Source organism: Alteromonas sp. M12 (assembly GCF_037478005.1).
In the GTDB taxonomy this organism is placed as follows: Bacteria; Pseudomonadota; Gammaproteobacteria; order Enterobacterales; family Alteromonadaceae; genus Aliiglaciecola; species Aliiglaciecola lipolytica_A.
The window spans coordinates 1,248,434-1,268,166 of the sequence record NZ_CP144164.1 but is presented as its reverse complement, the minus strand read 5'-3'; the positions used below and the strand labels follow the sequence as shown (position 1 = coordinate 1,268,166).

Genomic DNA, 19,733 nt, shown 5'->3' with positions numbered 1-19,733 from the left:
AACTTAGGGAAGCCCTAAAATCCAAAAAATATAAAAAAAATAGCCGTTATTGGTTACTTTTTCTTCGATTTCACTTTTTCGGGGCTAAAACCCTCAGGGTTTTCCTGTAATGCCAAGTTCAAAACCTCATCAATCCATTGGACTGCGTGAATATCTAGGTCTTGTTTGACGTTATCTGGAATCTCTTCAAGGTCACGTTCGTTGTCTTTAGGAATCACTACTGTTTTAATTCCACCACGGTGAGCGGCCAGTAATTTTTCTTTCAATCCACCGATGGCTAACACTTCGCCACGAAGTGTAATCTCACCAGTCATAGCCACTTCAGCTTTAACTGGATTACCGGTCAGAGAAGAAACCAAAGCTGTGCACATTGCGATACCCGCACTTGGACCATCTTTTGGCGTCGCTCCTTCAGGAACGTGCACATGGATATCACGTTTTTCATGGAAATCTTCGTTGATACGTAATTTCTCAGCTCGGCTACGTACAACTGTCATTGCCGTTTTAATGGACTCGAGCATTACGTCGCCCAAAGATCCGGTAAAGGTTGTTTTCCCTTTTCCAGGCACAGAGGTTGTTTCAATTGTGAGTAAATCACCGCCAACAGACGTCCAAGCGAGTCCAGTTACCTGACCTATTTGATTGCTACCTTCGGCTTTTCCATAATCAAAACGTTGAACACCTAAGAAATCTTTTAAATTATCTTGGTTAGCAACAACTTGCTTTATCGATTTATCCAGTAAAATGTTTTTCACTGCTTTGCGACAAATCTTGGAAATCTCTCGTTCCAAGCTACGTACGCCGGCTTCCCGAGTGTAATAACGAATAATGCCAATAATCGCCGAATCTTCAATGACCAATTCACCGGTTTTAAGTCCGTTTCTGGACATCTGCTTTTCAACCAGGTGACGGGTGGCTATGTTCAGCTTCTCGTCCTCTGTGTAACCAGATAAGCGAATAACTTCCATACGGTCTAACAATGGACCGGGGATATTCATACTGTTAGACGTCGCAACGAACATCACGTCTGACAAATCATAATCCACTTCTAGATAATGATCGCTAAAGGTGCCGTTTTGCTCGGGATCTAACACTTCTAACAATGCAGAAGAGGGATCACCACGCATGTCTGAAGACATTTTGTCAATTTCATCTAGTAAAAATAGTGGATTTTTAACCCCAACTTTCGCCATTTTTTGAATCAATTTACCAGGCATCGAGCCAATGTAAGTGCGTCTATGACCACGAATCTCAGCTTCATCACGCACTCCACCAAGGGCCATTCTCACGTATTTACGGCCGGTAGCTTTGGCGATTGACTGTCCCAATGAGGTTTTACCCACTCCAGGAGGACCAACTAAGCATAAAATTGGACCTTTGAGCTTCTTAACTCGCTGTTGAACCGCTAAGTACTCAATGATTCTTTCTTTAACTTTGTCCAAACCGTAGTGGTCTGAGTCAAGAATATCGTCAGCTTTGGCTAAATCTTTCTTAACCACACTGCGTTTATTCCAAGGTACATTTGCTAGCCAATCAATATAACTGCGCACTACAGTCGCTTCCGCAGACATTGGCGACATCATTTTAAGTTTGCGTAGTTCAGCCGTTGCCTTTTCTTTTGCCTCTTCAGGCATTTTAGCTTCTTCAATCTTTTTAGCTAAGGCTTCAAATTCATCTGGAGTTTCATCCAGCTCACCCAATTCTTTTTGGATAGCCTTCATCTGCTCATTCAGATAATACTCACGTTGGCTTTTTTCCATTTGCTTTTTAACCCGAGTACGGATTTTTTTCTCTACTTGAAGCAAATCGATTTCGTTTTCCATAAGTGCCATCAAATACTCTAAACGCTCATTCACGCCTTCCATTTCGAGTACTTTTTGTTTTTCAGACAGTTTCAATGGCATATGTGCCGCCATCGTATCTGCAAGCCTAGCGGCTTCTTCGATACCACTAAGAGAGGTTAACACCTCTGGTGGGATCTTTTTATTCAGTTTAACGTAACCTTCGAACTGAGAAATTGCTGAGCGTATCAACACTTCTTGCTCGTTTTCTGCAACCTCTTGATCTTCTTTACGCACAACTTCTGCAACAAAGAATTCGTCGGTTTGTAAAAATGTTTGAATTTGACCTCGTACGTTACCTTCAACCAACACTTTCACTGTGCCGTCAGGTAATTTAAGAAGCTGTAAAATCGTTGCGATGGTACCAACTTGATACACATCATCTGTCTCTGGCTCATCTACGCCAGCGTCTTTTTGGGCAACCAAAAAAATCTGCTTATCTTTGTCCATTGCTGCTTCTAAACAACGGATAGATTTTTCTCTGCCAACGAACAATGGGATAACCATGTGGGGATACACCACCACATCACGCAATGCCAATACTGGCATTTCAATGCGATCTACTCGCTCATCTGTCATGCTACATCTCGTTTTAGTTAACTGCTAGAAAGGTAATGCTTATGTATATGGGGTTAACACAGTAAAGTTCAATTAAATAACACTACGATACTATGAAATCTTATTCAAATTATATTTTTATCTTTGAAAATCAGAAAGTTAAATAGACTAACAATATGAATTAATTTACCTAAATTAAATTAGGTAGAATTACGCTTAAGCATTAGGGGGACTTAGATAGAGTATCGAGTTAATTAACTCGTAGATAATAATAAAGGCTCCGAAGAGCCTTTAAATTTCTAACTAGTTTATTCTGCGGCTGCTTTTTTATCTGTACCGCTGTCGTAAATAAGGATGGGTTTAGATTCCCCTTTGATGACTGTTTCATCAATAACCACTTTACTTACGCCTGTCATCGAAGGTAAATCATACATTGTTTCCAACAAAACACCTTCAACGATAGATCTCAATCCACGTGCACCAGTTTTTCGCTGCATTGCTTTGTTGGCAATAGCATGCAAAGCATCTTCTCGAAACTCTAACTCAGTATCTTCCATTGCGAACAATGCACCGTATTGCTTAGTTAGCGCATTCTTAGGCTCTTGAAGAATTTGGATCAATGCTTCTTCGTTCAACTCTTCTAAACTAGTAAGAACGGGCAGACGACCTATAAATTCTGGAATCAGTCCATATTTCACCAAGTCTTCTGGTTCTACTTTTTTGAATAGTTCATTAGATGCTTTTTTATCGTCTTTACTTTTAACTGTTGCACCAAAACCAATACCAGAGCCCACCGCTGCGCGCTGCTCTATGACTTTATCCAAGCCAGCAAATGCACCACCACAGATGAATAGGATCTTAGAAGTATCAACTTGCAAAAACTCTTGTTGAGGATGTTTACGGCCACCTTGAGGTGGAACCGAAGCAATAGTACCTTCAATTAGTTTTAATAGTGCTTGCTGAACACCTTCACCTGAAACATCACGGGTAATCGAAGGATTATCAGACTTCCTAGATATTTTGTCTATTTCATCAATGTAAACTATGCCGCGCTGCGCTTTTTCGACGTCATAATCACATTTTTGCAATAATTTTTGAATAATATTTTCAACGTCTTCACCCACATAACCGGCTTCGGTTAATGTAGTTGCATCGGCCATCGTAAATGGCACGTCTAAAAGCCTTGCAAGTGTTTCTGCAAGCAATGTTTTACCACTACCAGTAGGTCCAATAAGTAGAATGTTACTCTTACTTAATTCAATGCCATTATGTACGTCGCCACTTCTAAGTCGTTTATAGTGATTATAAACAGCAACAGACAATACTTTTTTAGCGTGTTCTTGACCAATCACATACTCATCAAGATGGGCATGGATTTCTTTTGGTTTAGGTAAAGCGTCTTGCTTTTTCTTAGGCGAAATCTCTTTAATTTCTTCACGAATAATATCGTTACAAAGTTCGACACATTCGTCGCAAATGAACACTGAAGGTCCAGCGATAAGTTTGCGCACTTCGTGCTGACTCTTACCGCAGAACGAGCAATACAATAGCTTGTTGTCGCCGTCTGTGTTTTGCTTATCACTCATTTATCAATTGCCCCTTCCAATTCGTCATATCGTTTTGTGCTTTATCTCTAAGCCCATATTGACGTTACAGGCTAAACAATATACCACTTAAATTACTATTTGGTTTTTAGTGCATCACTTCGACTAGTTAACACTTGGTCAATTAAACCGTAATCTTTAGCTTCAGCTGCACTTAAAAAATTGTCACGATCTGTATCTTGAGAAACTTTATCGTAATCCTGACCGGTATGTTCTGCCATCAAACGGTTTAGCTTCTCTTTAATAGACAGGATTTCTTTAGCATGTATTTCAAAATCAGATGCCTGTCCTTGAAATCCGCCCAAAGGCTGATGAATCATCACTCGAGAGTTTGGCAAACAATAACGCTTACCTTTAGCTCCACCTGACAACAAGAATGCGCCCATACTGGCAGCTTGCCCAACACACACAGTGCTCACGTCAGGTTTAATAAAGTTCATTGTATCATATATGGCCATTCCTGCCGTAACAGAACCACCTGGAGAGTTAATATATAAAAATATATCTTTCTCAGGGTTTTCAGCTTCTAAGAACAACATCTGAGCCACGATTAAGTTAGCCATGTGATCTTCAACTTGACCAACTAAGAAAATTACATTCTCTTTCAATAGTCTAGAATAGATATCGTAAGAGCGCTCACCCTTTGCAGTTTGTTCTACAACCATGGGGACAAGTGCATTGAGTGGATCGATCGGATTATTCAACATAAAATTAATTCTTCAAAAATGAAAATGCTCGGTAATTACCGAGCATTTAATCAGGTGCTGACTATTGAAGTCAATTACCAAAGGCCTAAATTATTGTTGTTTGTTCATGATATCGTCAAAAGCTGTGTCAACTTCTTTAACTTTAGCCTGACTTAGAACCAATTCAACTGCTTGCTCTTCAAGCGCAACATTTTGAATTTGCTGCAATAATTCATTATTTGTTTTGTAGTACTCAATGACTTCAGATGGATCTTCGTAAGCAGAAGCAGTTGTTTCAATTAACTGCTCAACTTTTGCATCATCCACTTTAATTTCATTGGTTTTGATGATTTCACCTAAAATTAGACCAATTGAAACGCGACGTTTAGCATTTTCTTCGAACAAGTCAGCTGGTAATTCAGGCATATTTGCACTGTTGCCACCAGATTGTTGTTGGAAACGTTGCTTCGCTTGCTCGCGTAACGCGTCGATCTCTTGATCAAGAAGTGCTTTAGGAACATCAATACTGTTTTGCTCAAGCAATCCAGAGATGACATCTTCTTTCAATTTAGCTTTAAGGGTTTGATCAAGTTCACGTTGCATGTTCTTACGAACTTCAACTTTAAGTGCTTCAATATCGCCATCTTCAATACCGAATAATTTAGCAAATTCTTCGTCTACTTTAGGTAGCTCTAAACCTTCAACCTTAGTGACAGAGATAGTGAACTCAGCTTCTTTACCTTTTAGGTTTTCAGCGTGGTAATCTTCAGGGAAAGTCACTTTAGAAACAACTTCTTCACCTTTCTTCGCGCCAACTAATGGTTTTTCAAAACCAGGAATCATGCGATCTTTACCAAGCTCTAGTGGGAAGTCTTCGGCTTTACCGCCGTCAAACTCTTCACCATCAATAGTACCTACGAAATTAATCGTTACACGATCATCTTTCTTCGCTTTACGCTTAACTTCTTTCCAGTCAGCGTGTTGCTTACGCAAGGTATCCATCATGTTGTCGAGATCTTTGTCGTTTATTTCAACAACAGGCTTTTCAATCTCGATTTTATCAATACCTTGAACTTCTAGTTCAGGATAAATTTCAAAAGATGCAACAAATTCTAAATCTTCGCCATCCACATCTTTTGTCATTTCAAAGCGAGGCATACCCGCTGGATTCAGTTTCTCTTGAACCACAGCTTCGTAGAAATTACGTTGCATGGCTTCACCAGCAACTTCTTGACGAACAGCCTGGCCAAAGCGTTTTTTAATAACAGTGACTGGCACTTTACCTGGACGGAAACCATTAATACGTTGGGTTTTAGCCAACTGCTGTAAACGTGACTTTACCGCTGAATCAATAGAATCAGCAGGAACAGATATGGTTAAACGGCGTTCTAGGCCTTGAGTCGTTTCGACTGACACTTGCATTATTATTCCTCAACTATGCGTCACATAACGCGTAATTCGAACTCGCAGCAACTGATAAATAACGTATTAGATTGATGTATTTATTTAATGTAAAAACAACAGGCTATTTTAGATACCAATACTGCCGCATATTGCGGACCTTGTTGGTCCACCTCGGTTAAAAAAGACGCGACAGTATACAGGCTGAGGGCTGCATAGTCGAGGGTAAAAATTAATTTAAATTAGCCCATCAATATAGAATAAGAATATCAGTCAAAAACCCATAGCAGCAGCGTCGGCTGATATGTTTTTTTCACCGGCTTAGGTTAATTGCATAACTGCTTAATATGTGGAATATTATTTGAAGAAAAAGTGACTATACTCTGAGCCTAATTTGAATCCCAAAGATATACTATTGCATCAGTTGAGATGCATATTGACGATTTCAGGTGCGAAACATATCAGCATGTTTCACCCCCAGCTGGATTGGAAATCTGATCGAATTTCGGCCGGTTCAACTGAACCTATTGGGCAATTATCAAGTGATGAGATTAGCTTTTATACGGGTATAGAAGCAGTTCGAACATCGTTAGATAAGAAGGTTCAATACAAGCCCTTAGACCAAACAACAATGCTGATACAAGTCACGGTTTCCTTCAGCTCAGATGTTAGCAGTTTAAACAGTGAAGACTCCAATTTCGACTTAGTACCACCAGAAAAATCTCGCCGCACCCCAGTTCGCCCTTTTAATGCAGAGCAGTCTTACTTTGTAAAAATGACGTTCAACCAAGCTTTGCCTGCATGGTTAACTCAATCAAGCAATAATTCAGAACAATCGAACAATACCTTTTCTGCGTTAGAGCAGTTGATCTTAGCCGCCGGAATGCAAAGTCAATTAGTTAGTGATTTCTTATTTTTATTGTCTGACCCTCTCACGAACCTGTGCCCAAGACCTGTACTGCAAAGTAAAATCGCCAAGCTTAGTCAATCCTATTCGATTGGTTTAGTGATGCTGCACTGTATCGATTTTCACCAGATCAATAAGAAATTTGGACACCAATTTGGCGATACCGTAATACAAGAAATCGCGACTAATCTTAAAGATATCACTCGTGAAGGTGACATCTTATGCCGATTTGGCGGGGCACTTTTTGGCGTCGCATTCCCCGTCAATGAGCAGACGGATGTTGCTAGCCTAGCTAAAAAATTACAACGCTCCTTGCAGCAAAAACAATATCTAGAGGGTGCAATCAACCTATTATTCGATTTAGGTGCTGCAATTGTGGAGCATAATGAACAGTCAAGCAGTGAAAATGAAAGTGCCAATACGCTAATTAATCGAGCTGACCAAGCATTAAAAGTAGCCCAACAAGAAAATCAACCGTCAATCATCACTTGGCATAAAGATGATTTCAATTTGTATCAGCAACAGTTTAATTATCTTGGCGGAATATTTACGGCCGACACAGTAACAGACTATCGTAACATGTTGTTATTGTGGGATATTTCCTCACTTATCGCAGACAAATACGACTTTTCCCAACTCTGTCAAAGTGTGGTGCAGCGTTTAGCTCAAACCTTTGACTTTGTCTGTGCGGGGATCATCAGCACACAAGAAAATGACGAAACCGAATATAAATATTCAATCGATTCAAACGATAACGCGATTTCCTTAAGTAATAAGGACCACGCTTTTTTAGCTGAAATTAAACAAATGCAAAAAGTAGCGATAGAGAGCAGAAAGCCATCCGAACGCTATATGGGAAGTGCGCTTCTATTGGTTTTACCTTTAGAAATCGAAACCCAAGATTGTTTTTTCATTTGCGGCAATGCCGAACGATTTGAAGTCAAACATGACACCAAAGTCTTGTTATCAGGTTTAACTCGTCAACTAGGCAAAGCACTGCGCAGAAGTCGATTGGAAGAAGAATTAAATCGAAAACTTGAAAGTCAAAATGAACAACTTCAAATTGAATTGGCGCAATTAAAAGAAGGTCTGCAAGTAAGCAGTATTATTTATCGTTCACAAGCAATGGAAAACTTGATGCGCCATGCCAAACGTGCAGCATTAACCGATACAACCGTTTTGGTAACGGGTGAAAGTGGCACAGGTAAAGAGCGTTTAATCAATGCTTTACACCAAATGGGCAACCGCAAAGACAAGGCATTTGTAATTGTAGATTGCGGCTCTATTCCTGAAACATTAATAGAATCTGAATTATTTGGTCACGTCAAAGGTGCGTTTACTGGAGCGCAAAATACCACCTCAGGAAAAGTGCTGGATGCGAATGGTGGCGTGCTAGTGTTAGATGAAATTGGGGAACTGCCTTTGAATATGCAAACAAAGTTATTACGCTTTGTACAAGAAAAACATTTCACCCCCGTGGGCGGCAATAAAGTCATCAGTGTCGATGTGAAAATTATTGCGGTTACCAATCGAGACTTAGCCGAAGAAGTAGAACAGGGACGTTTTCGTAAAGATTTATATTACCGTTTAAATGTTTTAACTTTACACAATCCACCTTTGCGCGAAAGAGTCGAAGATATCGCACTGTTAGCGACGCATTTTTTAAAGAAATTTGCCGAACAATTCAAAGTCGAAAAACGAACCCTAGCCCCCGCCACTCTAGAAAAAATGATGAAGTATTCCTGGCCAGGTAATATTCGTGAGTTAGAAAACCGCTTGATGCAAGCAACTTTACTCAGTGAAGATAGCCTTATCGAATGGGAATTGTTGAATATTCATGACGAGGGGCAACAATATGCAATGCCCAGTGTAGGTCATTCTGCCCCTACGCCGCTTCAGCAGCGTCCGAATGCAGGTTTGGTTTCACATACCAGCAGCAACTTGCCTAATACCTTATCTGCGACTGAGACGGTTATGCCTACGCAAACGCCAGTACCTATCCATGCAAATAATGAGGCCCAATCACGACGTTTAAACACAGAGCTCTATTTTGAAGAGCTGTTAGCGGTTTTTAAACATCAACTTGCCACGTCGGGTCAACACCCTCAATTTTTTAATGCGCCATATGGCACTTGGATTGAGGACGAATTAATCATAAAAACCTATATCGCAACCGATCGTAAGATGCGCTTAACCGCCGCGCGGTTGTCGATATCACAAAGTACGGCTCGCCGAAAAGTAGAGAAAATTCTAAAAGAGATTGATGCAGGATCATTAGACCGCCCTTCAGACTGGGAGCAGGTTAGTGCGGCCTTGTTACCTATTGCCACAGGAGACATTCACGTTAACAATTGTGTGGCGAAAATAAAGCTGTTGGTTTTGCAAGCGGTTTTAAACACGCCAGTTTATAGCATGGCCCAAGCAGCTGAAATGTTGGGGGTTAGCGAACCAACCTTTTATAAACTAAAACGTGAATTAGAGAGCTCTGATTAAACAAATCTGACTCAAGCAAACTCATATAGGTATTTTTCAGATTAACAAAAGCGATGGCATTTTAAATTTAAACCGCAAATCACCCTAGTGCAGTATTAAAATATAGGTGAGACCCAGCAAATATTATCTGCGTCTTAATTTAATATCTAAGACTTTGGAATCACTACTGATATTAGCCTGCCTAATTCGGACATAACCTTCATCAATCACGTTATCTATGTTTTGCGTCAATGTATTCATAATCCCCATCGGCGGCATTTCTTTAGACTGCAAGATACCTGTCCACTGGTTGCGCCCCGCCTCTTTGGATTTGTACAAAGCATTATCGGCTAACAGATGCACTTGTTCCCAACTCAAGGAGTCTGGGTAATGATGTGAGAACGGGTACATGCTGTATCCGATGGAGCAAGATAAATGCATCTTTTGTTTAAGATCAATATCAAAGCCGTAGCCGGCAATTTTGCTACGCAAACGCTCTGCGAGAAGCTCAATTTCCTTCACTTCTTCAACTCGTCCCATTATTAAAAACTCATCCCCACCCCAGCGTATCACCGTATCTGACTTACGACATACCGCTTTCAACAAATCACTTACCTGACAAATCACTTTGTCTCCAGCATCATGACCATAGGTATCGTTGATCGGTTTGAACCCGTCTAAATCAAACATCAGGAAAAACAATCTTGGACCATCGTCAGCGGTGAACTTTCCAGCACTAAGTGATTGTTCAAAGTCACGAAAAACACTTGCGCATTGTTGTTCAACAATGCTGTTTAGATAACGTCGATTATGTAACCCAGTTAGTTGATCAGTGACACTGGCGTTAAGCAATTGTTCATTGGCTTCACGCAATTCGACAGTTCGACTTTTCACTTCTAACTCAAGTTCATGGCGATAATTCGCTTCTTTTTCCAACTTGTTAACATACGAACGATAAACCCAATAACCTATTGCAACGGCGATAAGGATATAAATCGTATAGGCCCACCATGAATACCAAGGTGCGGGTAACACGGTTAATGCAACATCAGCGCCCTGTTCATTCCAAATACCATCATTGTTGGACGCCTTAACTCTAAATAAGTAATTTCCAGCCGGCAGGTTAGTATAGGTGGCTTTTCGAATATCTCCGGCTTCTATCCAATTGTTATCAAAACCTTCTAACTTGTACAAATAACGATTATTGTTTGGTGAGGCGAAATCTAAACCGGCAAATTCAAAGGCAATTAAATAGTCTTTATGGGAAATTTGAATGTGATTGCTTCGTTGACCTGATGAGTCTAAAACAAACACTTCATTTAACTTTTGGAATTTGGTCAAAACAACCGGCGGAACATGTTGGTTTGGCGCTATTTTTGATGGATAAAACGAAGTCGCTCCATTGGTTCCACCAAAATAGAGTTTACCACTTTTCGACCGGTAGTAAGCGCCATTGTTAAACTCATTCCCCTGTAATCCGTGGGAACTATCATAGTTTAGGAGCTCAGAGGTCTTTGGATTTAACTTGCTTATACCACGGTTTGTGCTCAACCATAAGAATCCAGCTTCATCTTCAAGAATACCGAAAACACTGCTACTTGGTAGGCCTTCGTAACGAGAAATCCGTTCAAATTCAAATATGCCGAGTTTACGATTCTCAGCAGAAAGTTTCGCCACACCAGCTCCTCTGGTGCCAATCCACATATTTTCTTGGGAATCTTCGTAAATCGTCCAAACTTCTAGGCTGCCCAAAGATTTTGGATCATCAACCTTATTCGGAATTCGCATAGCGGTGCCCGTAGTAGGATTGAAAATATTTAATCCAGCTCCCCAAGTGCCTATCCAAAGTAGGCCATTCTTGGCTTTATGAACGGTCAATAACTTATTGCTACCTAAGGTTTGTAGATCTGTTTCATCTGATAAATAACGCATGAATTTTTGAGTTTTTATGTCAAACAAATTCAAACCACCACCAAAGGTAGTAATCCATAATTTGTTATTGCCAGCAGGTTCAATTGAGGTAACCCCCGGTGCTGATAAAGCGTTAGGATTGTTTTTATTCGCTGGGTAATGAGTGAAGGTCATCGTGCGAGTATCGAGTTTACTCATACCTTGGTCTTGATAGCCAATGTAAAGCTCATCACCATTTGCAGAGTAAAGTGACATCACAGTGTTACTGCGTAACGAATTATCGTCATTTTCATCCGCAACTAAATGTTGAATAATGCCAGTTTCAACATTTAACAAATCCAATCCACCAATCGAGCCTATCCAGATTTGATTTTCTTTGCCGTCAAAAAAAGTATTGATGTAACTACCGCTAAGGCTTTTTGATTTGTCTACCGCTTCCCGAATGTGGTCAAAGTTAGAGGTAGCCGTATTCCACTTGTTCAACCCCTTAATACTTCCTACCCAAAACACATTACCGCGATCTTGGAATAAGTAAGTTAACTTGCTATCTGAAAGGCTATAAGGGTTTTGTTTTTCAGGTTTGATATGTAAAAACGATTCACTATCGCTTTCCAATCGAAAAAGACCGTCAGAGGTAGCTAACCAAATTTTATTATTGCGATCTTGATATATATGGCTGATTTTCTGGTCAACTAGGGGCTCAGGTAACCAAACTCTGTAATCATCATTCGCTTCTTTGGGCAAAGTAATAACAGTTGCACCTTTATCACTGCCTAGCCAAAGCCTTTGTTGACTATCAACCATAATTGTCTTTACTTGATTAGTTTGCCCCCCCGTAACTAGGTCCATTTCCGCAGCGTCCACTAAAACCTGATGGGAATTGGCGTCGAGTTTGATTACGCCTAAACCTAGGGCTGAGACCCACAAATTGCCTTGCTGGTCTTCGCTGATACTTTGCACTGAAATACGCTTTGTTTCGTCAGCGCTAAGGGCTACATTAGTGAAATCATCAGTGGCTGGATTATATATATTCAATCCGTTGTCAGTGCCAATCCAAATTTGATTTTGTGATGAGTTAAACAGTACTCGCACAGTGTCTGAATTTATACTACCTTTGTCTGCGGCTTGATATCGGTAATGTTTGAAGGTTTGCGAGCTTTTATCAAACACATTAACGCCATTGCGTGTGCCTATCCATAAGACATTTTTTTGCGGCTCTATAATCGAATAGACCCAATCAGAACTTAACGAGTCTTTATTTCTGGAACTGTAAGTGAATACTTTGAATTGATAACCATCATATCGGTTCAGGCCTTCTTGCGTGCCAAACCACATGTATCCTTCAGAGTCCTGAAAGGCGGTTAATATATTTTCTTGGGACAACCCTTGATCTAGGGTAATACGCTGAAACTTAATATTTTCATTATCTGCTATCGCGTTAAAAGCGCTAAACAATACAATTAAAATAAGCATTATTTGTAATTTTAGGTTTTTAACTAGCATCAATGACTTCATCTATTTATTTTGTCCTAATCGTTGAAAGCATGAGCATCTTAGTAGCCGATTACCACATGTTCAACCAAAATTGATAACTCTTTTATTCTGAAACAAGCAAGCTGCATTCATGGAATGCAGCTTGCTATTACGCAATGTAGAATTAATTAGTCTATTTCAATTTCCAATAGCTGATTTGATTGTTGTTCATCATTCGCTACAGATTCGTCTAACAATGCTTGGTCGACAGATTCGATTGATGTATTTCCATCCCATACTGAACCTTCGATTGAAGTTAAGGCATCCCAAATTGAGCCTTGGATAGACGATAAACCATCCCAAATCGAACCTTCAAGGGCAGTAGAACCATCCCAGATTGAACCTTCAAGACTAGACAAACCATCCCAAAGTGAACCTTCAAGGGCGGTAGTGCCATCCCAAATTGAACCTTCTAATACTGAGAATCCATCCCAGATTGAACCTTCAAGTATAGTAGAACCATCCCAAATCGAGCCTTGCAGGGCAGTAGTGCCATCCCAGATTGAACCTTCAATAGTCGTTGAACCATCCCAAATTGAACCTTGAAGTGCAGTGGTCCCATCCCAAATTGAACCTTCAATTGCAGTAAGTCCATCCCAGATAGAGCCTTCAATTGTTGTCGTACCATCCCAGATTGAACCTTCAGCTACGAATTCACCATTACCTAGTGCTAACAACAGTTGACCTTGTTCAGTCACTCGTGCTGGCCCTTTAAAGTGAGCAACACCGTTCAAATCAGCTGTAAGATCTAAGCCTACATTGGCACAACCTGAAGCAGTACTTGTAACTGCCGCATAGGCATTGATTAGACCTGCACCTTGTGTGAAAGGACCATAAGCTTCACCTGTAGATGGATCTGTCATAGCTGACGCTGAATCAATCAAACGACACTTTACATCATCAGGGCTTAAGTAAGGATTGTGTTGCAACATTAAAGCAACCGTACCTGTAACCACTGCAGCTGCCTGTGAAGTACCAGATATCATGTGGTAATCTTCACCGGTCTCAGATTCTACGAAGTTTTTGTTTTTCAGTAAATTTTTGTTCATTTTAGAGCTGATATGCCCGCCAAATGCTACGATTTCAGGTTTAACAAAGCCCTCTACTGAAGGTCCCTTAGACGAGAACGTAGTCATACGATCATCACTTGCATCGCTGGGAGTATAACTGTCTGTCGCTGCACCAACGGTAATAATATACGGATTGTTACCTGGAACTGACACTGTCGCATAATCTGAGCCAGTGTTACCCACTGAAGTCACCACTACAATACCAGCATCCCATAAACGCATCACAGCTTGGTTAATTGGATCGCTCCAATAGTTAGATTGCACACTAGCCCCTAACGACAAATTTAGCACACGGATACGATAGCGATTACGGTTTTGATAGATATAGTTTAAGCCGTCTAACACATCCGTATAGCTGCCGTTTCCTGAAGCATCAAAGGCTTTAACAGATAACAAATATACATCTGGCGCCATGCCGTTAAACTTACCATCTTCACTTTTTAAACTGCTGGCAATTATCCCGGTCACGTGACTACCATGACCGTTTTGGTCATCATTCAAAGTTCGCGTCTTTTTACTTTTAATCGCGTTATACTTATAAAATGCACGAGCACGGTCATATTGATTGCGTAATAAATATTTACCTTGGCTTCCGCCCATCAATGTACCGCTGTCTAAAACAGCTACTGTCACACCTCGTCCAGTAATCCCCCTTTCATGCAACAAATCTGCCTGAGTTTGAGTGGCGATATTATTATCGATGGCGAATTTTTTAAGTTGGCCTGATGCACTTTCCAACTTCCCATTATCACTTCCCATGGTCATTACGTTTCTATCTGCGGTAACGTGCAAACCAGATATATTGGCTAGTTCATCAGCCTGAGAAACAGACAAATATGCGCTTATGGCGTTGATAATAGGGAATTCACGAGCCACCGCACCACCAACGCGCTCTACTGCAGAAACTAGAGCATCGCGACCTAACCCCTGTAATATATAGGATTGTTCTTTTGCGACGTTCTGTTTAATAACCATTTGCGGGGTACTGCCCGATTCGGTAAAAAAAGGAACACTGCTACTATTGGCTTGAGTTGTCAGCATCACTGCTGAAACACTGCCAATTAGTGATAACGCTCCAACTAACAATGTTTTCTTATCTGTAAAAAAACTCATTTTACCACTCCACTTCGGATAAATTTTAATCTCTACAGATATCAATGCACACACCATGCCAGATTTAAAAATAAGTGTAACCCATTGTTTTAATTGATTTAATATAATTTATCAAAAACAAAACTTAAAATATGAAACATAAACTTAAATACTGAACAAAAATAAGAACCACTTATTCATAATTTAAGTCATAAATGCGAGTCCAATTAAATTACCTTAAAATTTGCGTTACTTGCCTTTAGTATTTGTTAGACAAAGTAACAAAAGCCTTCTTTAAGATGTATTGATAACCGTTATTAGGGTGTCCCCCTGAAATAGGCATTGAGAAGCAAGCTAGTGATGGTTATCCTGCACCTAACATTAATACAAATTTACTCCCGAGTTCTCTGCATGAGCAATAGCAATAGCAAAATAATTCTAACCATCCTTTTCATCGCAATAGCAGTATTGTGTTATGTCATGTTTGCACCTCCTGCTCATGAGCCAATTGAGCTGTCAGAGGAAGTCAAAAAAGAGTTACTGAATGAGACCGGCGATATCGGTATGCAACAACAACAGCATCCACAACATTCACAGCCGGAGGAACAAGAAATAGATTTGGAAGGTATACCGCCAAGCCCATTAGATATTTCATTAATAGGCGTGGTAGCCAGTGATGTGGATACTGAAGCCTCAGCAACCATTCAATCACGTTTACAAATTCGCACTTACTTTATTGAGGACCAAATTGCATACACCAATGCGGTTATTCAAGAAATAAGGAACGATAGGGTTATATTGTTAAATGAAGGTCAACGACAGGTTTTATTGCTTAGAGGAACCGCTTCGAGTGATGAAGACAAGGGAAGCACTAATACCAATTCAAACTCATCAAATGGTTATGATCAAAATTCCAATGATGATGACATTGCAAAATCAATTGGCAATCGGCCTAAATTATTAGAGCACATTATTCATATTTCACCGTTTGACCAAAATGACTTATCGGCAGGTTTTAACGTGTCTCCAGGCATGAATCCAAAACTGTATAAAAGTGCAAATTTCAAACAAGGTGATATTTTACAAAAAATAAATGGTAACGATATCACCACAGAAGAGGGACTAGAGGCCGTTCAAACATTACTGCCCACCGCTCAAACATTGGTGTTTAGCGTATTACGTGGTGGTCAAGTGATTAGTTTATATTTAGATATTCCTTCAGAAAACCTAAGTATTCAGAAAATTTAGAAAAACGAAAATAGGCAAGGATGCTTATCGTTAAATAGACACAAAGAAAATTAAGAAAAAGGACAGAAGGAAAATAAGGGAGTTTAACGGTTATTAAATAACTGAGATATTGAGAAGGGATCTTCTAAATATGGTGCGGAAGGAGAGACTTGAACTCTCACGCCGTGAAGCACTGGAACCTAAATCCAGCGTGTCTACCAATTCCACCACTTCCGCAAGTGGGGTGGACGATGGGGTTTGAACCCACGACCACCGGAATCACAATCCGGGGCTCTACCAACTGAGCTACGTCCACCACTGTGTTACTCTTTTCTACACTAAATCTTTTTTACTTACCAGATAATTATATATCCGTATTCATCTGTCACTCTCATTAAATATACATTATCGAGAAGTAACACTAGATATCAAATTCATATCCAACCGTTCCGCTGGCGCGTCCGGCAGGATTCGAACCTGCGACCACCCGCTTAGAAGGCGGGTGCTCTATCCAGCTGAGCTACGGACGCTCTACGAATCTGAACAAGCAAAAAAATGGTCGGTGAGACAGGATTCGAACCTGCGACCCCTTGGACCCAAACCAAGTGCGCTACCAAGCTGCGCTACTCACCGAACAATCGTTGCGATAAAAACCTCATCGCTTCGAGGGGGCGCATATTACCCACTTGCCCCAATCTCGTCAAATACTTTTTTATAGATTTTTTCTAACTGCTTAATTATGGAGCAAATAGTTTATAAAACAGTCTTTTTTGATGCTTATTATTAATAATTCGTACAGGTCAGCATAAAAACCAAAAATTTATTTTAATAACGCATGATCAGCGGGCAATTTATTTTTTATCCAAATAGCCAACCTGTGCTTCATACTCAACAAATCTTCAGAATCTCCACCTAAAGACGCAATAAGTTTATCGTTTACTAATAGACGATAAATAATTTCCACTTTTTCCTTTTGTCCCATGGTTTCACTAAAACCATCATATCCACGGTTTTTTGCATAGGTTTCCCCTACGCTAATTGCCATTTTCAACAATTGTTGTTCATTTTTGATTTTCTTCAAAATAATTCCTTAAGCCAGAAAACGCTACTATACGCTTATTTTGTTTTGTCTACTTCAGCGCTGTGCTTTGATTGAGGATAAAACCATATACCATTCTTCTCTGGGGAAAAACCCAGCTGAACTAAATAGTTTTCATGTTTCAAGCTGTCTGCTTTAGCAAATACATTCCCATAACCAAATTGTTTTTTTAATCGTTGGCCTTGCCCCAACACGAAGTGTCCAATGCGACAATCTCGATAAGCAGGGATTACAAAATCAAAATCAACAATAAAATTATTGTTTTCATCAGGGTATCCAGAAAGCAATCCTGCCACTTCAGTATTTTCCATCATAAAATAAAATCGACGGTCCTTTTGTTGCATTTTTTTGAAAAAACGAGGAAAGTGGAATTCAATATCCTGGCGATGATAATCAAGGAAAAAATCCACATAATTCGAAGGCATACTCACCTCTAATACAGAAAAATGCTGCTCGGCTTGCATTAACATTTTGCGTAAATAAACAACGTTAGTAATAGCAATAAAACCATTTAGAAAAGCCACCGGAGAAGCGCCGATAATAATTCCGTAAATACAAAATGATGAGGCTCCAAATAGATTGTACCAACGGAGTCGTACAATTGAATCTCGCGTTAATGAAAACGCAATTAACGCCGATGCACAGTAGCCAAAAATTTCTACGCCAGAGAGTTGCAAGAGTCTTTTCCTTTATAATGTCGGTTATCTAAACCATTTCAGATAAACATATTGGGATTATACGTCAGTTCAATTGCAATTCCTGCTAATCCGTAGCATCAATTAATTTGCACCTAACATCTAAGCATAATTAATATCAACTCACGATTGCTTGGCTTGCCATGGTTATGGGACAATAAGCGCAACTGAAGATTTAAAAGCTAAACAAATGCCAGCACAACTGATAAACGGAAAATCAATTGCCAAACAGGTAAGAGAAAACGTCGCTTCCCAAGTAGAAGCCATAACGGCCGCAGGAAAAAGACCGCCAGGCCTTGCAGTAATTAAAGTGGGGCACGATCCTGCCTCAGGTGTATATGTGGCAAATAAACGTAAAGCCTGCGATGAAGTTGGCTTTGTCGATAAAGCCCATGATTTACCAGCCAACATTACTCAACAACAGTTGCTAGATTTAGTGGATACACTCAATCAGGACCCTGAAGTTGACGGTATTTTAGTGCAATTGCCTTTGCCTGCAGGATTGAATGCAGAAGAGGTTTTAGAACGCATCCGTCCGGATAAAGACGTTGACGGTTTTCACCCTTACAACATTGGCCGTTTAGTGCAACGTATGCCAGCTCTAAGGCCGTGTACTCCAAAAGGTATAATGACCCTCATTGAATCGACAAAACGTCCAGCAAAAGGGTTAGACGCTGTAATAGTTGGGGCTTCAAATATTGTCGGTCGACCTATGTCTCTTGAACTACTTTTGGCCGGATGTACCGTCACCACTTGTCATAAGTTTACCCAAGATTTAAAAAGTCATGTGAAGCGCGCTGATATTCTTGTAGTCGCCGTCGGCAAAGCTGAATTCATCCCTGGTGATTGGATTAAGCCAGGAGCAATTGTCATTGATGTTGGGATTAATCGCCAAGCAGACGGCTCGCTAGTTGGCGATGTAGAATTTGAAGTAGCTAAAGAACGTGCTGGATGGATCACTCCCGTGCCCGGCGGTGTAGGACCAATGACAGTGGCAAGCTTGATTGAAAACACCTTAGAAGCTTATGTTAAGTATCGCAGCTAGTGACTAACGAGAGTGAACAACTTGGTAACCAAGCGGTTGAAGAAACCAAAGCTTGGTTAAACCAAGTGGTAATTGAGTTAAACTTTTGTCCATTTGCGAAGCGAGAAATGCAGCGCAATTCGATTCGATACAGGGTTTGCAATTCCAAAAAAGCCAAAGATGTACTCAACCTATTCGCTCAAGAAGTACTGTTTTTAGATCAACACCCAGAAATTGAAACCTCTTTACTTATACTCACTGAGGGCTTTAAACACTTTTTTAGCTATCTAGACATAGTGGATATCACCCAAAACTGGTTAGATGAAAACGACTATTCAGGGGTTTATCAAATTGCCAGTTTTCACCCTGAATATGTTTTTGACGGGGAACCAGGTGATTCTGCGGCAAACTACACTAATCGATCTCCCTACCCCACTTTACACTTGCTCAGAGAAGAAAGCCTAGACAGAGCAATTCGCTCCTACAAACATCCAGAACAGATACCCGAAGACAACATTAACAAAGCGCACAGCATGGGAGAGGCCGCGCTGAAGGCATTGTTATTATCTTGTATGATAAACTAAAGGGTTAAATGACGGGATAAAATAGCCAA

The 19,733-nt window shown here is 40.2% G+C and carries 12 protein-coding genes and 4 tRNA genes; 4 read left to right on the top strand and 12 right to left on the bottom strand.

All coding sequences use genetic code 11. The annotated features are described in order from the left end of the window. Positions 1-53: 53 nt before the first annotated feature. The 4 genes from lon to tig form a co-directional block, all read right to left on the bottom strand. Positions 54-2,420, bottom strand: a complete 2,367-nt coding sequence (lon, locus tag VUI23_RS05360; protein ID WP_342807213.1) for an endopeptidase La — start codon at positions 2,418-2,420, stop codon at positions 54-56. Positions 2,421-2,707: 287 nt separating this feature from the next. Beyond that, positions 2,708-3,985, bottom strand: coding sequence for an ATP-dependent protease ATP-binding subunit ClpX (gene clpX, locus VUI23_RS05355; RefSeq protein ID WP_216049960.1), 1,278 nt, complete (start codon positions 3,983-3,985; stop codon positions 2,708-2,710). A 95-nt stretch (positions 3,986-4,080) separates the two neighbouring features. Then, positions 4,081-4,710, bottom strand: a complete 630-nt coding sequence (clpP, locus tag VUI23_RS05350) for an ATP-dependent Clp endopeptidase proteolytic subunit ClpP (protein WP_216049959.1) — start codon at positions 4,708-4,710, stop codon at positions 4,081-4,083. A 90-nt stretch (positions 4,711-4,800) separates the two neighbouring features. After that, on the bottom strand, positions 4,801-6,111 hold the full coding sequence (tig, locus tag VUI23_RS05345; RefSeq protein ID WP_342807211.1) for a trigger factor: 1,311 nt from the start codon (positions 6,109-6,111) through the stop codon (positions 4,801-4,803). 445 nt (positions 6,112-6,556) lie between these two features. Between tig and VUI23_RS05340 the strand changes: the two genes are divergently transcribed. Next, positions 6,557-9,490, top strand: a complete 2,934-nt coding sequence (locus tag VUI23_RS05340) for a sigma 54-interacting transcriptional regulator (protein WP_342807209.1) — start codon at positions 6,557-6,559, stop codon at positions 9,488-9,490. A gap of 123 nt (positions 9,491-9,613) precedes the next feature. Here VUI23_RS05340 and VUI23_RS05335 read toward each other — a convergent pair whose 3' ends face one another. After that, positions 9,614-12,895: a two-component regulator propeller domain-containing protein gene (locus tag VUI23_RS05335; protein WP_342807207.1), complete on the bottom strand. Its 3,282-nt coding sequence runs from the start codon at positions 12,893-12,895 to the stop codon at positions 9,614-9,616. Between the two features lie 146 nt (positions 12,896-13,041). After that, entirely contained in the window at positions 13,042-15,096 is a 2,055-nt protein-coding gene (locus tag VUI23_RS05330; RefSeq protein WP_342807205.1) for a S8 family peptidase, read from the bottom strand. Between the two features lie 390 nt (positions 15,097-15,486). Here VUI23_RS05330 and VUI23_RS05325 point away from each other — a divergent pair, with 390 nt between their 5' ends. Then, positions 15,487-16,323, top strand: coding sequence for a type II secretion system protein N (locus VUI23_RS05325; RefSeq protein ID WP_342807203.1), 837 nt, complete (start codon positions 15,487-15,489; stop codon positions 16,321-16,323). A gap of 131 nt (positions 16,324-16,454) precedes the next feature. Here VUI23_RS05325 and VUI23_RS05320 read toward each other — a convergent pair. From VUI23_RS05320 to VUI23_RS05295, 6 genes are all read right to left on the bottom strand, one after another. Next, a tRNA-Leu gene (locus VUI23_RS05320) sits at positions 16,455-16,539 on the bottom strand. Positions 16,540-16,542: 3 nt separating this feature from the next. Next, positions 16,543-16,618, bottom strand: a tRNA-His gene (locus VUI23_RS05315). Positions 16,619-16,755: 137 nt separating this feature from the next. After that, positions 16,756-16,832: transfer RNA gene (locus VUI23_RS05310), tRNA-Arg, on the bottom strand. A gap of 26 nt (positions 16,833-16,858) precedes the next feature. Next, positions 16,859-16,935: transfer RNA gene (locus VUI23_RS05305), tRNA-Pro, on the bottom strand. 187 nt (positions 16,936-17,122) lie between these two features. Further along, on the bottom strand, positions 17,123-17,383 hold the full coding sequence (locus VUI23_RS05300; protein ID WP_216049953.1) for a DUF5062 family protein: 261 nt from the start codon (positions 17,381-17,383) through the stop codon (positions 17,123-17,125). Between the two features lie 35 nt (positions 17,384-17,418). Next, positions 17,419-18,078, bottom strand: a complete 660-nt coding sequence (locus VUI23_RS05295) for a hypothetical protein (protein ID WP_342807201.1) — start codon at positions 18,076-18,078, stop codon at positions 17,419-17,421. Positions 18,079-18,286: 208 nt separating this feature from the next. Here VUI23_RS05295 and folD point away from each other — a divergent pair, with 208 nt between their 5' ends. Beyond that, the gene (folD, locus tag VUI23_RS05290; RefSeq protein WP_216049951.1) at positions 18,287-19,141 is read left to right on the top strand and encodes a bifunctional methylenetetrahydrofolate dehydrogenase/methenyltetrahydrofolate cyclohydrolase FolD; all 855 of its coding nucleotides are present in this window, start codon (positions 18,287-18,289) and stop codon (positions 19,139-19,141) included. Then, entirely contained in the window at positions 19,141-19,704 is a 564-nt protein-coding gene (locus VUI23_RS05285; protein ID WP_342807199.1) for a DUF1415 domain-containing protein, read from the top strand. The genes folD and VUI23_RS05285 overlap by 1 nt, the downstream gene beginning before the upstream one ends. The last annotated feature ends 29 nt before the right edge of the window (positions 19,705-19,733 follow it).

Coding starts and splice junctions, on each gene's coding strand:
- tig (WP_342807211.1), bottom strand. CDS start 6,111: ATGCAAGTGTCAGTCGAAACGACTCAAGGCCTAGAACGCCGTTTAACC.
- VUI23_RS05340 (WP_342807209.1), top strand. CDS start 6,557: ATGTTTCACCCCCAGCTGGATTGGAAATCTGATCGAATTTCGGCCGGT.
- clpX (WP_216049960.1), bottom strand. CDS start 3,985: ATGAGTGATAAGCAAAACACAGACGGCGACAACAAGCTATTGTATTGC.
- VUI23_RS05325 (WP_342807203.1), top strand. CDS start 15,487: ATGAGCAATAGCAATAGCAAAATAATTCTAACCATCCTTTTCATCGCA.
- lon (WP_342807213.1), bottom strand. CDS start 2,420: ATGACAGATGAGCGAGTAGATCGCATTGAAATGCCAGTATTGGCATTG.
- folD (WP_216049951.1), top strand. CDS start 18,287: ATGCCAGCACAACTGATAAACGGAAAATCAATTGCCAAACAGGTAAGA.
- VUI23_RS05335 (WP_342807207.1), bottom strand. CDS start 12,895: ATGAAGTCATTGATGCTAGTTAAAAACCTAAAATTACAAATAATGCTT.
- clpP (WP_216049959.1), bottom strand. CDS start 4,710: ATGTTGAATAATCCGATCGATCCACTCAATGCACTTGTCCCCATGGTT.
- VUI23_RS05330 (WP_342807205.1), bottom strand. CDS start 15,096: ATGAGTTTTTTTACAGATAAGAAAACATTGTTAGTTGGAGCGTTATCA.